Origin of the sequence: Marinobacter guineae (assembly GCF_002744735.1) — a bacterium.
Taxonomy (GTDB): domain Bacteria; phylum Pseudomonadota; class Gammaproteobacteria; order Pseudomonadales; family Oleiphilaceae; genus Marinobacter; species Marinobacter guineae.
This window is the reverse complement of the sequence record NZ_KZ319341.1, coordinates 252,856-266,839: the sequence shown is the minus strand read 5'-3', so window position 1 is coordinate 266,839 and position 13,984 is coordinate 252,856. Positions and strand designations below refer to the sequence as shown.

Genomic DNA, 13,984 nt, shown 5'->3' with positions numbered 1-13,984 from the left:
GCCCACTCTTTTTTCTGACAGGAAAAGCCTCTATGAAAATTGCTTTCGGTTTACTTGCGGCGCTCCTGGCAACAGGGGCTGCCCATGCAGAAGCGGAATTTGATGTCGAGGCGGCCGCGGGCCAGTGTGCGGCCTGTCACGGTGCTGAAGGGTTGCCGTCAGATCCGGCAATCCCGATCATTCACGGCCAGGAGTTTTTCTACCTGTACACCCAGCTTAAGGATTACGCCGCAGAGCGACGCGCAAACGACATTATGAGCCCCATGGCGGCGCAGTTTGATCGAAGCCAGATGAAGGCGCTCGCCCAGTATTTCTCGGACAAATCATGGCCGGCGATTCAGACCAAGACGCAAGAGGGGGATGCTCAACTGGCACAGCGAGCGATGTCACGCGGCCAATGCAGTGCCTGTCACGGCGAATGGCAGGGCGATAGTCGGATTCCACGTGCAGCCGGACAGCAACCTGGCTATCTGGAGAAAACGATGAAGGATTTCAAGAACGAAGTCCGGCTGAACGCGGCTGCCAAGATAAGCGTCATGAAAAAGGTTGAGGACGACGAGATCGAAGCGCTTGCCCGTTATCTTGGAGACCTTTAAAACAGGCACCCGCAAGAGTGGGCATTCGGGGGAGGGGGGAGTCACCGGGCCAGGAGAGTGCGTAGTTCATCATTGGTGGCAAGGTCATAGGCGCTTTTGCCTGATTTGTCTTTGCGGTCCGTTGTTGCCCCTTTGCCGATAAGAAAGCGGACCATCTGATCGTGTCCCCGGCTCGCTGCAATCATCAGGGCGTCCCGGCCCCGGTTGTCCACGCGCGAAAGGTCCGCTCCCGCCTCCAGCAGCAGTTCAGCGGTTTCGATTGCGGCCAGTCGCGGTGCATCATTGGCGTGGCCTGCAGCCCACATTAAAGGCGTCAGATCGTTGCCCCAGATGCCGTCTGCATCTGCGCCTGCCGCCAGCAGCTGCGATACAATCCGGGTATCCGCTTTGCCCGCGGCATAGATCAGCGCAACCTTACCGCTTTCGTCCGGTCTGTCCGGTTTCGCGCCCGCATCAAGCAACAGACTGACTGTTCGCGAGTCACCGTTAAAAGCAGCGGCAGCCAGCGCTGTCACACCCTTCTTGTTCTGGATGTTCACGTCTGCGCCGGCCTCAAGCAGAAACTTCACCATCCGGGTTCGGCGGGCCTCGGCGGCCAATAAAAGCGGTGTCGAGTCGGAAAGATCCCGATGATGGATGTCGGCCCCTGCCGATATCAGCAAGGATGCCACGTCGATGGCCCCTCGTTTCGCGGCGACCGAAAGGGCTGACTCTCCTCTTCGGTTGCGTGCCTCCACCGACGCGCCCCTGGCGAGCAGGTCGGCGACAACCCCCTCGCATTTAACCTCGGCCCCCTGGAACAGGGCTTCATTCAAATGACGCCCCTCAAGGGCAGCGGCGGACTGCTCCAGTCTCTGAACCAGGGCGTCGCAGACAAGGCTGGCGGGTTGGCCCAACGCCGGAACGGGAACGATCAGAGCTGAGACCAGCAATAACCACAGCTTCTGTTTATTCATTTGACCACAAACTCTCCACTGAATCCCTGGCGCTCCAGGCCTTCAATGTAAAACGGATACGTGCCGGGGCGGATGGTGACGAACCAGACATCCATTTCTCCGGATCGATCAAACTCAATCGCATGCAGCCCCATGGGCTTCACTTCGAGGCCCTCAACAACCACTTGATCAACCCAGCTTTCCCGGAAAAAATCCGGTGCCAATAATTTGTATTCCTCAAGGCCGTCGCTCTGGATACGCCAGCGGTAATAGACCCCCGCCTCAAGCTCGTATCGCTTGATGGAAAACCCGTCGGCTGCGTTTAGCACAAGAGGCTCCAGGCGCGTGGCGCGGCGGGTAATATCATCTGCGGCAACCGATTGTGAAGCCAGCAAACAGACCAGGAGGGAGGCGCAGAATGAGTATCTGAGTGTCATCATTGTGCTTCTTTAAGAATGGATTGGAAACAGCCCTCGAATGAACATAGACCATAAGGCTAGCCTTGTCCTCTGGGATCAGGGAACTCTTGCTCGTCCGCAGCCACCCTGGCCAGAGTGCAGTGTCCGCCCATTCAGCAAGGGTCAGGGTGTTGTATGTGAAAACCGGAGCCAGATCAGATTTGTTTTCTATGGCTCCCCGGAACGGCATACTCTTAAATCACGATTAGCCGCGAGCTCCAGGATCACTTGTTCAGTAGCCCGGCACTGACACCAAAATCACATAAGAAGGTGCCCCCTCTATGATGGAACCCAAACAGGTTGCCGGCCTTGCACTGGACCGTCTTGCCAATATTCAAGGCCACCTTGACCGTCGTTATATCCAGCCTGGAAGGTTGCCCGGCGCGCTGACATTGGTGGCCCGGCGAGGAGAAATTGCCTATGTGAACGCGCAAGGACTGATGGATGTGGAACGCAACAAGCCGGTCCGCCGGGATACTGTTTTCCGCATTTATTCCATGACCAAGCCGATCACGTCTATCGCCATGATGCAGCTGTATGAGCAGGGGCGCTTTTTGCTGGATGATCCCGTACACAAGTACATTCCAGCCTGGAAAAACCAGCGGATTTATAAAAGCGGTGTCTATCCCAGTTTCCTGACCACGCCTGCAACCCGCACCATGACCATTCGCGACCTGCTCACGCATATGTCAGGGCTGACCTACGGATTTATGAACCGCACCAACGTTGACGCTGCTTACCGGGACCTGAAGCTGGATGGCAGCCGGAGTATGACGCTGGAAACACTGGTCAATCAGCTGGCGGAACTGCCGCTGGAGTTCTCACCAGGTACGGCCTGGAACTATTCGATCAGCACGGATGTTCTGGGGTATCTGGTGCAATTGCTGGCTGATAAGCCGTTTGATGAGTATCTGCGAGAGCATATTTTCGAACCTTTGGCCATGTCTGACACTGGCTTTCAGGTCCGCGACGATCAGCTTGACCGCTTTGCGGCCTGCTACCAGTACCAGCCCGGCGATCAGTTCAAGCTGCAGGACGATCCACAGACGTCGCCTTTCCGGCACAAACCTCAGTTTGTGTCTGGCGGCGGTGGGCTGGTTTCCACCATTGACGATTATTTCCACTTTGCCCAGGCCCTCTGTCAGGGTGGAGAGTTTCGGGGGCGGCGGATTATTGGTCGAAAAACTCTGGAATTCATGCGTCGCAACCACCTGCCTGACAATCAGGATCTGCCTGGCCTATCCGTTGGCGCCTTCAGCGAGACACCCTATGCCGGGAGTGGTTTTGGACTGGGCTTTTCGGTAAAAACTGACGTCGCCAAATCCCAGATCAACGGGTCGGTTGGCGAGTACGGCTGGGGCGGCCTGGCGAGCACCAACTTTTTTATCGATCCCGTCGAGGAACTGGTGGTGATCTTCATGACACAACTGATCCCCTCGTCGACTTACCCGATCCGTCAGGAGTTGCGGGCCATCGTTAATGGAGCGTTAGTGTGATCCACAGACCCCTAAAAACCGGGGTCTGAAGGTTTTCACGAAGCAGGGGCAGCGATTACTTCTTCAGCCCCATCTCCTCAATAGAAATCTCCCGCATCTTGAACTTCTGGATTTTCCCGGTGACGGTCATCGGGAATTCATCCACGAACTTGTAGTTCTTCGGGATCTTGAAGTGGGCGATCTTGCCTTTGCAGAAGGCCTGCAGGTCTTCTGCGGTGACTGGAGCCGCCTCGGGGGCCAGTTTCACCCAGGCGATGAGCTCTTCACCGTATTTGTCATCGGGGATGCCGGTTACCTGCACTTCCTCGATGGCGGGGTGGGTGTAGAGGAACTCTTCGATTTCTTTCGGGTAGATGTTTTCACCGCCGCGGATCACCATATCCTTGATGCGGCCGACAATCTGGATGTAGCCCTCTTCGTCCATGGTGGCCAGGTCGCCGGTGTGCATCCAGCCGGCATTGTCGATGGCTTCGCGGGTTTTCTCTTCGTTGTTCCAGTACTTCAGCATCACACTGTAGCCACGGGTGCACAGCTCGCCGATCTCTCCCCGGGGGACGACGTTGCCGTTGGCCGGGTCCACGATCTTGGTTTCCAGGTGCGGCTGGGTGCGGCCCACGGTGGTTACCTGCTTCTCGAACGGGTCGAGGGAGCTGGTCTGGGTGGATACCGGGCTGGTTTCGGTCATGCCGTAGGCAATCTGAACTTCTTTCATGTTCATCTTGCCGTTGACCTTCTTCATTACTTCGGCCGGGCAGATGGAGCCGGCCATGATGCCGGTGCGCAGGCTGGAGAGGTCGTAGGTTTCAAACTCAGGCTCGGCCAGTTCAGCGATGAACATGGTGGGCACGCCATACAGGGCTGTGGCTTTTTCCTGATGCACGGCCTGCAGAACGGACTTGGGCTCGAAGCCTTCACCCGGGTAGATCATGGTGGCGCCGTGGGTAATGCAGCCCAGGTTGCCCATCACCATGCCGAAGCAGTGGTACAGGGGCACAGGGATGACCAGGCGGTCTTTTTCGGTGAACAACTGGCTTTCCGCCACAAAGTATCCGTTGTTGAGGATGTTGTGGTGGGTGAGGGTGGCGCCTTTGGGGTTGCCGGTGGTGCCGGAGGTGAACTGGATGTTGATGGGGTCATCGAACTGCAGCTCGCTCTGGCGCTTGGTCAGATCGTCTTCGGAGACGTCGCCGGCGAAGCCCAGGAACTCTTTCCAGGTCCACATGCCGTCATGCTTTTCTTCGTGCACGTTGATCACGGCGCGAAGGTCCGGTACGTGGTCGGCCTTGAGTTTGCCCGGGGCGCTGCGTTTCAGTTCCGGCGCCAGCTCGTAGATCATTTCCCGGTAGTTGGAGCCTTTGAAGGCGTCCGCCGTTACCAGGGTGGTGATGCCGGCCAGGTTCAGGGCGTATTGCAGCTCGTGCACGCCATAGGCCGGGTTGATGTTCACCAGGATGGCGCCGACTTTCGCGGTGGCGAACTGGGTAACGGTCCACTCGTAACGGTTGGGGGACCAGATGCCCACGCGGTCGCCGCGCTTCATGCCGATGGCCATGAAGGCCCGAGCGGCTTCGTCGACTTTTTCGACAAACTCTTTATAGGTCCAGCGAATGTCCTGGTGCAGGCACACCAGGGCTTCGTTGTCTGGATACTGTTCGGCGGTGCGGTCGAGCATTTCACCGATGGTCATGCCCAGCAGGGGCACTTCGGCGGTTCCGCTGGTATAGCTTGGTAGAGTCTTGCTCATATCTCTGCCTCCGTTGTTTTTGTATTCGAGGGCGAGCAGGGTTGCGGCCCTGCTAGCGACTCTGACTGTGGTACTCGGGGTTAGGTTGCATATCGCTGGCAATCGCCACGCGATTGGACATGTTGTAAAAACCGATCAGGTTGCTCAGGTCCCAGATGCCCCGGTCGCTGAGGCCTGCATCCCGAAGGGCCTGAATGTCGTCTTCGGTCACGGTGGCCGGTGAGCGGGTGAGGTGTGATGCAAAGTCCAGCATTGCCCGCTGGCGCTTGTCGAGTTTGGCGCTGCGGTAGTTCATCACCATGTGTTCGCCCAGTTGGGGATCGCCACTCAGTACCCGCACTGCGGCGCCGTGGGCTACCAGGCAGTAGAAGCATTTGTTTTCTGAGGACACCACCACGGCGACCATTTCCCGCTCGAGTTTGCTCAGCTCGCTTTCGCCCATCATCAGTTCGTTATACAGACGGGTGAAGCCTTCGAGCTGTTTGAGATTCTGGCTGTAGGCGGTGAGTACATTGGGGACCATGCCGAGTTTTTCCTGGCAGATCTGGAAGTACTTTTGGGTGTCTTCGGGCATGTCGCTGATCTCGGGGATCGGCAGGTCCAGTGCGACTACATTTTTGTTGCTCATTTTTGCTCCTAGTCTTTTTGTTTGATGCTGTACCCGCCCGCCAGGTCAATCATTGGCAGTTACCGCCCATTGCCTGGCCGACTTTTGAGCCGTTGTGGCGGTTTAGCTGGCCACATATCCAGTCGCCGGTAGCGACCAGTTTTTCCAGATCAACACCGGTTTCTATGCCCAAACCGTTAAGCAGATATAGCACGTCTTCAGTGGCGACGTTGCCGGAGGCGCCCTTGGCGTAAGGGCAGCCGCCAAGGCCGGCGACGGAGGCATCGATAACCGACACGCCTTCTTCCAGCACCGCATACAGGTTGGCCAGGGCCTGGCCGTAGGTGTCGTGGAAGTGGGCGGCCAGTTTTGCCATGGGGACATGGGCGGCGACTGCTTCGAGCATGCGTTTGGCTTTGATCGGGGTGCCTGTGCCGATGGTGTCGCCCAGGGAGATTTCGTGGCAACCCATGTCGTACAGGGCTTTGGCAACGTAAGCGACCTGTTCCGGGGCGATGTCGCCTTCGTACGGGCAACCCATGACGGTGGAGACGTAGCCGCGCACGGGGATGCCGTGCTTGCGGGCTTCTTCCACCACCGGGGCGAAGCGTTCGAGGCTTTCGGCGATGGTGCAGTTGATGTTCTTCTTGGTGAAGGATTCGGAGGCGGCGCCGAACACGGCCACTTCGTCGGCCTTCGCTGCCAGTGCCCCTTCGAACCCTCTCAGGTTCGGGGTGAGGGCGGAGTAGCGTACGCCGGCTTTGCGGGTGATGCCGGCCATGACTTCGGCAGCGTCGCCCATCTGTGGCACCCATTTCGGGGACACAAAGCTGGCGGCCTCGATGTGGCTCAGGCCGCTGTCGGCCAGGCGGTCGATCAGCCCGGTTTTGATGGCGGTGGCAATCACTGGGCCGGGCTCGTTCTGGAGTCCGTCCCGGGGGCTCATCTCAACCAGGCGAACCTGTTTGGGAAAGACCATCAGCCTGCCTCCTCTTGGTTCGCTTCAGTGTCTTCTACCTCAATGGCAATCAGCTCGGCACCTTCGGAGACCTGGTCGCCTTCGAGGAAGAAGATTTCGGTCACCACGCCGTCGGCCGGGGCCTTGATGGCGTGTTCCATCTTCATGGCTTCCATGATCACCAGGGTCTGGCCCGCGGTTACCTGGTCGCCCACCTTGGCCTGTACGGCCACGATAGCGCCGTTCATGGGTGCCGCGAGGCTGCCTTCGCCGGCCATTTCCTCGAAGCCGTAGCTTTCCTTGTACACGGTGCAGTTGAAGGTGTCGCCCTCGTAGAACAGCACCAGCTGGTCGTTGTGCAGGTTGCCGTGGATGCTGATGCGGTGGCCGTTGATGACGGCCTGCATGTAATCGTCATCCAGGCGGGCAGTGAGGTTGTAAACGCTGTCGCCCACGAACACCTGGTAGCGGTCGTCCCGTTCCAGGATCTTCAGGTCGTGAATTTCCTCGCCTACCTGAAGCTGCAGGGGCTGGGCGTATTCGGAGTTCATGCGCCAGCTGTTCTGGCGGCCAAAGGGCGACCAGGGGTCGGTGCTGACCACTTCCCGGGACTTGCGCTGCTCCAGCACGAAGCCGGCGGCCAGTACCAGGGCCTTGTGGGTATCAAGCCGGGATTTCGGGAACAGCAGTTCCCGGTGATCCTCGATAAACCCGGTGGTCAGGTCTGCTTCCCGGAACGGCTGGGCGTCGGCCAGGGCGTGCAGGAACCGGATGTTGGTCTTCACGCCAGCAATGCGGTAGTGCTCCAGGGCCTGAACCATGCGGTTGATGGCCTGGTCCCGGGTTTCGTCCCACACGATCAGTTTGGCGATCATGGGGTCGTAATGGATGCTGATGTCGTCGCCTTCGGTCACGCCGGTGTCTACCCTTACATGGGCGCTTTCATCAGGGGTGCTCAGGTAGCGCAGGTTGCCGGTGGCGGGCAGGAAGTCCTGGTCCGGGTCTTCGGCGTAGATGCGTGCTTCCAGGGCGTGGCCCCGGGTTTTTACCTGGGACTGTTCCAGCGGCAGGGGCTCGCCCCAGGCGACTTTCAATTGCCACTCCACCAGATCCTGGCCAGTGACCATTTCGGTAACCGGGTGCTCGACCTGCAGGCGGGTGTTCATTTCCATGAAGAAGAAGGAACCGTCCACGTCGTACAGGAACTCGACGGTGCCGGCGCCTACGTAATTGATGGCCTGGGCGGCTTTAACCGCCGCTTCACCCATGGCTTTGCGGGTTTCTTCACTCAGGCCAGGGGCCGGCGCTTCTTCCAATACCTTCTGGTGGCGGCGCTGCACAGAGCAGTCACGCTCGGCCAGGTACACGCCGTTGCCGTCCTGGTCGCAGAAGACCTGGATTTCCACGTGCCGTGGTTGGGTCAGGTAGCGTTCGATCAGCATGTCCGGATTGCCGAAGGCGTTCTTCGATTCCCGTTTGGCGGCGGCCAGGGCGTCGTCAAAGTCTTCCATGCGCTCGACGACGCGCATGCCTTTACCACCACCGCCCGCGACAGCTTTCAGCAGCAGCGGGAAGCCGCATTTTTCGGCTTCCTTGCGCAGGGTGTCCGGGGACTGGTCATCACCGTGGTAGCCAGGCACCAGTGGCACGCCGGCTTTTTCCATGATGGCCTTGGCGGCGGACTTGGAGCCCATGGCGGCAATGGCCGAGGAGGGTGGGCCGATGAACACCAGATCGTTGGCTTCACAGGCTTCGGCAAAGCCAGTGTTTTCCGAGAGGAAGCCGTAGCCCGGGTGAATGGCCTGGGCACCGCTCTGTTTGGCAATCTCGATAATCTTGTCAGCCCGAAGGTAGCTCTCGGAGCTGGGTGCAGGGCCAATGTGGAAGGCTTCGTCGGCCATGGCCACGTGCCGGGCGTTGGCGTCTGCCTCGGAATAAACGGCCACGCAGCGAATGCCCATGCGGTGGGCGGTTTGTATGATCCGGCAGGCGATTTCGCCCCGGTTGGCAATGAGAATTTTGCTGAACATTATTCTTTCTCCGGAACCCAGTTGGCCTTTCGCTTGTTCAGGAAGGCGCTGAGCCCTTCCTGCCCTTCTTCACCCACCCGGATATCCGCAATGCGGTGCGCGGTGTCTTCAATCACTTCTTTATTAATGGGCTTTTGGCTGACGGCAAATACCAGGTCCTTGGCGGCCCGCATGGCTTCCGGGCCGTTCGTGGCCAGTTGCTGTACCATCTCGTTGCAGCGGGTTTCCATGGCCCTGGCATCGTCGCAGACGATGTGCACCAGGCCGTACTCCTGTGCCTGCCGGGCGTTGAACACTTCGGCAGAGATAAAGTAACGGCGGGCCTGGCGCTCACCGATGGCGCGCACCACGTACGGGCTGATAACTGCCGGGATCAGGCCGAGTTTCACTTCGCTCAGGCAGAAGCTGGATTGTTCGGTGGCGATGACGATGTCGCAGCAGGCGGCCAGGCCCACGGCTCCGCCATAGGCGGCTCCCTGCACCAGGCCGATCACCGGCTTGCGCAGGCCATTGAGTACTTCCATCAGCCGTGCCAGCTGACGGGCATCGTCCAGGTTTTCCTTGTGGCCGTTGTCGGCCATTCGGCGCATCCAGCCAAGGTCGGCCCCGGCGGAGAAATGCTTGCCTTCGGAGCGCAGGATCACCACCCTGGTTTTGCTGTTGGAGCTCACCTCGGTGAGGGTGTTGATCAGTTGCTGGATGATCACATCGTCAAAGGCGTTGCGTTTGTCGGGGCGGTTGAGGACCACCTCGGCAATGCCTCCGTCACGGTGTTTGAGCAGAACTGCGGCTTCTTTGTCTGTCATGTCATTCTCCCCGATTACATCCGGAACACGCCGAAGCGTGTCGGTTTGGCCGGGCGGTTAAGTGTCGCAGACAGGCTCAGGGCAACCACTTCGCGGGTCTGGGCCGGGTCGATGACGCCATCGTCCCACAGCCGGGCGCTGGCGTAGTAGGGGTGGCCCTGGTGCTCGTAGGTGTCGATGATCGGCTGCTTGAACTGGACCTCTTCCTCGGCACTCCAGTCCTGGCCTTTGCGCTCCATGCCTTCACGCTTAACGGTGGCCATGACGCCGGCGGCCTGTTCCCCGCCCATCACGGAGATGCGGGCGTTGGGCCACATCCACAGGAAGTCCGGGCTGTAGGCGCGGCCGCACATGCCGTAGTTGCCGGCGCCGAAGCTGCCGCCAATCAGTACGGTGATCTTGGGCACGTTGGCGCAGGCCACGGCCATCACCATCTTGGCGCCGTGCTTGGCGATGCCTTCGGCCTCGTATTTCTGGCCAACCATGAAGCCGGTGATATTCTGCAGGAACAGCAGCGGGATGTTGCGCTGGCAGCAGAGCTCCACAAAGTGGGCGCCTTTCTGGGCGGACTCACCGAACAGGATGCCGTTGTTGGCGATGATGCCCACGGGGTAACCGTGAATGTGGGCAAAGCCGGTGACGAGGGTCTGGCCGTAGTAGCGTTTGAATTCGTCAAACTCGGAGCCGTCGACGACTCGGGCGATCACATCACGCACGTCGAACTGTTTGCGCAAGTCGGTGCCGACGATGCCGTAGATTTCTTCGGCGTCGTACAGCGGTGCTTTCGGTTTGCGGATCTCGACGTCGGTCGGTTTGCGGCGGTTGAGGTTGGAGACGCAGCGCCGGGCGATTTCCAGGGCGTGGGCGTCGTTTTCGGCGTAATGGTCGGCAACACCGGAGATTTTGCAGTGTACGTCTGCGCCGCCAAGATCTTCGGCGCTGACCACTTCTCCGGTGGCGGCTTTTACCAGCGGCGGGCCGGCCAGGAAGATGGTGCCCTGGTTGCGGACGATGATGGATTCGTCGGCCATGGCGGGTACGTAGGCGCCGCCGGCGGTGCACAGGCCCATGACAACGGCGATCTGGGGGATGTCGTCGGCGGACATGCGGGCCTGGTTGTAGAAGATGCGGCCGAAGTGGTCACGATCCGGGAAGACTTCGTCCTGCCGTGGCAGGTTGGCACCGCCGGAGTCTACGAGGTAGATGCAGGGCAGGCGGTTCTGCAGGGCGATTTCCTGGGCGCGCAGGTGTTTTTTCACCGTCAGCGGGTAGTAGCTGCCGCCTTTTACGGTGGCGTCGTTGGCGATGATCATGCATTCGGTGCCGGAGACGCGGCCAACGCCGGTGATGACGCCCGCTGCGGGGACTTCTTCATCGTAGACGTTGTAGGCGGCGAACTGGCCGATTTCCAGGAAGGGGGAGCCGTCGTCCAGGAGGCGGTTGATACGCTCCCGTGGCAGGAGTTTGCCCCGGGCGATGTGGCGCTCCTGGTAGGAGGGGCCGCCGCCTTGCTGGATGGTGGAGACTTTTTCCCGCAGGTCTGCAACGGCGGTTGCCATGGAGTCCTGGTTGGCCTGGAATTCGTCAGACCTCGGGTTTATTTTGCTTTGCAGTATCGTCATGTTTTCCGGGCCTCGAGTTTCGGGGCGGCGGGACTGGCGGGGTGTCGCTCCGGGAACCGCTACGAGCACGTCCATGTGCGCTTGTTTCCGGCCATCCTTGGCCTCCAACATTCCCGGAGCGACACCCCGCCAGTCCCTCGTCGTACTTTGGGTGGTGGCCTCTGTAAAACTTTAAAGTTTTGGAGGCCTCTGGCTTGAAGCTGCTTTATTTGTTCAGGTACAGCTCTCGGCCGATCAGCATTCGGCGGATTTCCGACGTGCCGGCACCGATTTCGTAGAGTTTGGCGTCCCGCAGCAGGCGGCCTGTCGGGTACTCGTTGATGTAGCCGTTACCGCCGAGCAGCTGGATGGCATCCAGGGCAATTTTGGTGGCCATTTCGGCGGAGTAGAGGATGGCGCCCGCGGCGTCTTTACGGGTGGTTTCCGCGCCGCGGTCGGCGGACATGGCGACCATGTAGACGTAGGATTTGGCGGTGTTCATCCAGGTGTACATGTCGGCGACTTTGCCCTGTACCAGTTCGAATTCGCCGATGGCCTGGCCGAACTGTTTGCGCTCGCGGATGTAGGGTACGACCACATCCATGGCTGCCTGCATGATGCCCAGCGGGCCGCCGGAGAGAACGAGGCGTTCGTAGTCGAGGCCGCTCATCAGGACTTTGGCGCCGTTGCCAACGCCGCCGAGGACGTTTTCCTTGGGTACCTTGCAGTCCTGGAACACCAGTTCACAGGTGTTGGAGCCGCGCATGCCGAGTTTGTCGAGTTTCTGGTGGCGGCTGAAGCCCGGTGCGTCGCGCTCTACGATGAAGGCGGTGACGCCACGTGAGCCGGCCTGGGTGTCGGTTTTGGCGTAGATCACGTAGGTGTGTGCGTCCGGGCCATTGGTGATCCACATCTTGTTGCCGTTCAGGACGTAATGGTCGCCTTCGTCACGGGCGGAGAGCTTCATGGAGATGACGTCGGAACCGGCGTTGGGCTCAGACATGGCCAGTGCGCCGATGTGTTCGCCGCTTACCAGTTTTGGCAGGTATTTCTGTTTCTGTTCTTCGGTGCCGTTACGGTGAATCTGATTCACGCACAGGTTGGAATGGGCGCCGTAGGAGAGGCCAACGGAGGCGGAGGCGCGGCTGATTTCTTCCATGGCGATCACGTGCGCCAGGTAGCCCATTTCTGAGCCGCCGTATTCTTCACTCACGGTGATACCCAGCAGGCCCATGTCGCCCATTTTCCGCCACAGGTCCATGGGGAACTCGTTGTTGCGGTCGATTTCCTCGGCGCGGGGTGCGATTTCGGCAGCGGCGAAGCCGTTGATCTGTTCGCGCAGCATGTCGAGGGTCTCACCAAGACCGAAGTTGAGCTCTGAGTACTGTGATTTCATCGTTGGCTACCTTTGGTTTTCTGTCATTTGTGTTCAGCGGTCTGCCTGGCTTCGTCGTTGGCCGGGGCCTGCTGTTTCTTTTTCTTCTGCAGCTCTTCCAGGGCTTCACGGCACCGGGTTTCGGCTGTGTCTATTTCCATTTCCGCTTGTGCGATGTCGTTCTTCTGCTGTTCCAGCATGGCTCTCCGCCCTTCCAGGATTTCCAGCATTTTTAGCAGCTGCTTTTCATTACCTGTCAGGGTCTCGTCCCACAGGTCGAAAAGTTCCTTGGTTTCTGCAAGGGTGAACCCCATGCGTTTGCCGCGGAGAATCAGCTTCAGGCGAACCCGGTCTTTGGTGCTGAAGATGCGGGTTTGCCCGCGCCGCCTGGGTTTGAGCAGGCCCTGATCTTCGTAGAAACGTATGCTTCGAGTTGTTACATCAAACTCCTGTGAGAGCTCGCTGATGCTGAAGTTTCTTTTTTCGATCATGACGATTTCCTTTTTAGACTTAGGTTAGATAAAGTTTACGTAAACGTAAAGTAGTTTTAGGGTCCGATTTTTAACAAACAGAATCCTGAAAAGGGGAATGAACGATGGAATTCAAAAATGTGGCAGCCATTGTAACAGGCGGGGCTTCGGGGCTGGGCGAGGGCGCTGCCCGTGCGCTGGCGGCTGCGGGGTGCAAGGTGGCTATCCTGGATCTTCAGAAGGAACAGGGTGAAAAGGTTGCTGCGGACATCGGCGGGATCTTCCTGGAATGCGATGTGAGTTCCCCGGACAGCGCCGAGGCGGCTATCAATGCAGCGCGGGAAGCTCATGGCCTCTGCGGTATTGCCGTGAACTGTGCCGGTATTGCCACCGCATCCAAGATTCTGGGCCGCGACGGTGTCATGCCCCTGGAGAACTTCAGCAAGGTTATCCAGGTCAACCTTATTGGCACCTTTAACATCATGCGTCTGGCGGCGGCGGATATGGCCCGGCGTGAGCCGAACACCGATGGTGAGCGTGGCGTGATCATCAACACCGCGTCGGTGGCGGCTTATGAGGGCCAGATCGGCCAGGCGGCGTATAGTGCTTCCAAGGGTGGCGTGGTGTCCCTGACTCTGCAGTCGGCCCGTGAGCTGGCTCGCGAGGGCATCCGTGTAAATACGATTGCACCGGGCCTGTTTATGACCCCCATGATGGCGGGTATGCCCGAGGAGGTTCAGGAAAGCCTGGCCGCCACGCTGCCTTTCCCGAAACGTCTCGGCAAGCCCGAAGAGTTTGGCATGATGGTCGATCAGATGGTGCGTAACCCGGTTCTCAATGGCGAAGTTATTCGCCTCGACTGCGCGCTGCGTATGGCGCCCAAGTGACAGCATTCAATTGCAGGAGAC

At 59.2% G+C, this 13,984-nt stretch carries 13 protein-coding genes; 3 read left to right on the top strand and 10 right to left on the bottom strand.

The features are described 5' to 3' along the window. The first annotated feature begins 32 nt into the window (after positions 1–32). Entirely contained in the window at positions 33–596 is a 564-nt protein-coding gene (locus tag CLH62_RS15490; protein WP_099619095.1) for a c-type cytochrome, read from the top strand. Positions 597–637: 41 nt separating this feature from the next. Here CLH62_RS15490 and CLH62_RS15485 read toward each other — a convergent pair whose 3' ends face one another. Both CLH62_RS15485 and CLH62_RS15480 read right to left on the bottom strand, forming a co-directional pair. Beyond that, positions 638–1,552: an ankyrin repeat domain-containing protein gene (locus CLH62_RS15485; RefSeq protein WP_099619094.1), complete on the bottom strand. Its 915-nt coding sequence runs from the start codon at positions 1,550–1,552 to the stop codon at positions 638–640. After that, positions 1,549–1,971, bottom strand: coding sequence for a cupredoxin domain-containing protein (locus CLH62_RS15480; RefSeq protein ID WP_099619093.1), 423 nt, complete (start codon positions 1,969–1,971; stop codon positions 1,549–1,551). The genes CLH62_RS15485 and CLH62_RS15480 overlap by 4 nt, the downstream gene beginning before the upstream one ends. Before the next feature lie 299 nt (positions 1,972–2,270). Here CLH62_RS15480 and CLH62_RS15475 point away from each other — a divergent pair, with 299 nt between their 5' ends. Further along, the gene (locus CLH62_RS15475; protein WP_099619092.1) at positions 2,271–3,485 is read left to right on the top strand and encodes a serine hydrolase domain-containing protein; all 1,215 of its coding nucleotides are present in this window, start codon (positions 2,271–2,273) and stop codon (positions 3,483–3,485) included. A gap of 55 nt (positions 3,486–3,540) precedes the next feature. Here the strand turns inward: CLH62_RS15475 and CLH62_RS15470 are convergent, their stop codons facing one another. The 8 genes from CLH62_RS15470 to CLH62_RS15435 form a co-directional block, all read right to left on the bottom strand. Then, entirely contained in the window at positions 3,541–5,229 is a 1,689-nt protein-coding gene (locus CLH62_RS15470; RefSeq protein WP_099619091.1) for an AMP-binding protein, read from the bottom strand. A 52-nt stretch (positions 5,230–5,281) separates the two neighbouring features. Continuing rightward, complete coding sequence (locus CLH62_RS15465) at positions 5,282–5,857, bottom strand: peroxidase-related enzyme (protein ID WP_099619090.1); 576 nt, start codon at positions 5,855–5,857, stop codon at positions 5,282–5,284. Between the two features lie 49 nt (positions 5,858–5,906). Further along, positions 5,907–6,815, bottom strand: a complete 909-nt coding sequence (locus CLH62_RS15460) for a hydroxymethylglutaryl-CoA lyase (protein WP_099619089.1) — start codon at positions 6,813–6,815, stop codon at positions 5,907–5,909. Beyond that, a complete protein-coding gene (locus tag CLH62_RS15455; protein WP_099619088.1) occupies positions 6,815–8,824 on the bottom strand; it encodes an acetyl/propionyl/methylcrotonyl-CoA carboxylase subunit alpha in 2,010 nt (669 codons plus the stop codon). Before CLH62_RS15455 ends, CLH62_RS15460 begins: the two co-directional genes overlap by 1 nt. After that, on the bottom strand, positions 8,824–9,630 hold the full coding sequence (locus CLH62_RS15450; RefSeq protein ID WP_099619087.1) for an enoyl-CoA hydratase-related protein: 807 nt from the start codon (positions 9,628–9,630) through the stop codon (positions 8,824–8,826). The genes CLH62_RS15455 and CLH62_RS15450 overlap by 1 nt, the downstream gene beginning before the upstream one ends. Positions 9,631–9,644: 14 nt before the next feature. Then, entirely contained in the window at positions 9,645–11,252 is a 1,608-nt protein-coding gene (locus CLH62_RS15445; protein WP_099619492.1) for a carboxyl transferase domain-containing protein, read from the bottom strand. 205 nt (positions 11,253–11,457) lie between these two features. After that, on the bottom strand, positions 11,458–12,627 hold the full coding sequence (locus CLH62_RS15440) for an isovaleryl-CoA dehydrogenase (protein ID WP_099619086.1): 1,170 nt from the start codon (positions 12,625–12,627) through the stop codon (positions 11,458–11,460). A 23-nt stretch (positions 12,628–12,650) separates the two neighbouring features. Continuing rightward, positions 12,651–13,097, bottom strand: coding sequence for a MerR family transcriptional regulator (locus CLH62_RS15435; protein WP_099619085.1), 447 nt, complete (start codon positions 13,095–13,097; stop codon positions 12,651–12,653). Between the two features lie 104 nt (positions 13,098–13,201). On the opposite strand from CLH62_RS15435, the gene CLH62_RS15430 reads away from it, so the two are divergent. Further along, complete coding sequence (locus CLH62_RS15430) at positions 13,202–13,963, top strand: SDR family NAD(P)-dependent oxidoreductase (RefSeq protein WP_099619084.1); 762 nt, start codon at positions 13,202–13,204, stop codon at positions 13,961–13,963. The last annotated feature ends 21 nt before the right edge of the window (positions 13,964–13,984 follow it).

Bases quoted from the DNA above. Each gene is read 5' to 3' on its own strand.
- CLH62_RS15490 (WP_099619095.1), top strand. From the start codon at position 33: ATGAAAATTGCTTTCGGTTTACTTGCGGCGCTCCTGGCAACAGGGGCT.
- CLH62_RS15485 (WP_099619094.1), bottom strand. From the start codon at position 1,552: ATGAATAAACAGAAGCTGTGGTTATTGCTGGTCTCAGCTCTGATCGTT.
- CLH62_RS15480 (WP_099619093.1), bottom strand. From the start codon at position 1,971: ATGATGACACTCAGATACTCATTCTGCGCCTCCCTCCTGGTCTGTTTG.
- CLH62_RS15475 (WP_099619092.1), top strand. From the start codon at position 2,271: ATGATGGAACCCAAACAGGTTGCCGGCCTTGCACTGGACCGTCTTGCC.
- CLH62_RS15470 (WP_099619091.1), bottom strand. From the start codon at position 5,229: ATGAGCAAGACTCTACCAAGCTATACCAGCGGAACCGCCGAAGTGCCC.
- CLH62_RS15465 (WP_099619090.1), bottom strand. From the start codon at position 5,857: ATGAGCAACAAAAATGTAGTCGCACTGGACCTGCCGATCCCCGAGATC.
- CLH62_RS15460 (WP_099619089.1), bottom strand. From the start codon at position 6,815: ATGGTCTTTCCCAAACAGGTTCGCCTGGTTGAGATGAGCCCCCGGGAC.
- CLH62_RS15455 (WP_099619088.1), bottom strand. From the start codon at position 8,824: ATGTTCAGCAAAATTCTCATTGCCAACCGGGGCGAAATCGCCTGCCGG.
- CLH62_RS15450 (WP_099619087.1), bottom strand. From the start codon at position 9,630: ATGACAGACAAAGAAGCCGCAGTTCTGCTCAAACACCGTGACGGAGGC.
- CLH62_RS15445 (WP_099619492.1), bottom strand. From the start codon at position 11,252: ATGACGATACTGCAAAGCAAAATAAACCCGAGGTCTGACGAATTCCAG.
- CLH62_RS15440 (WP_099619086.1), bottom strand. From the start codon at position 12,627: ATGAAATCACAGTACTCAGAGCTCAACTTCGGTCTTGGTGAGACCCTC.
- CLH62_RS15435 (WP_099619085.1), bottom strand. From the start codon at position 13,097: ATGATCGAAAAAAGAAACTTCAGCATCAGCGAGCTCTCACAGGAGTTT.
- CLH62_RS15430 (WP_099619084.1), top strand. From the start codon at position 13,202: ATGGAATTCAAAAATGTGGCAGCCATTGTAACAGGCGGGGCTTCGGGG.